The sequence below is a fragment of the Mesorhizobium sp. M8A.F.Ca.ET.207.01.1.1 genome (assembly GCF_004794715.1).
Lineage (GTDB): Bacteria > Pseudomonadota > Alphaproteobacteria > Rhizobiales > Rhizobiaceae > Mesorhizobium.
In genome coordinates, this window is record NZ_SRUS01000396.1 from 1 (window position 1) to 317 (window position 317).

Here is a 317-nt window from a genome sequence, read left to right on the forward strand (position 1 = left end):
ATTTTCCGCAGCCGGATGGCCCCACCAGGGTGACGAATTCACCGTCCTCTATGTCCACGCTGACGCCGTGAAGGATCTCGACGCTTCCGAATGACTTGTAGACATCGGCAATCGCGACAGACGCCATCGCATTCCTCCCGATGGTGCCTGCGAAGTCTCGCGGGGAGCCGTTTGTATCAGGTGTGGCTGAAACGGATGCCGACAAGCATCCACCACTGGAGTCGGCGACGTCTGCCCCAGCTCCCCCCGGGTCACGCGACTGTGAAACGGTAGCGCTACCAAATCCGCCTGTAAAGCGGCGGCGCGCACGCTTATAC

Annotated in this window: 1 pseudogene; it reads right to left on the reverse strand. The window is 60.9% G+C overall.

Going from position 1 to position 317, the window contains the following annotated elements:
- A pseudogene (locus EN850_RS35070) lies at positions 1-127 on the reverse strand (sugar ABC transporter ATP-binding protein); the annotation flags it as partial.
- Positions 128-317 lie beyond the last annotated feature (190 nt).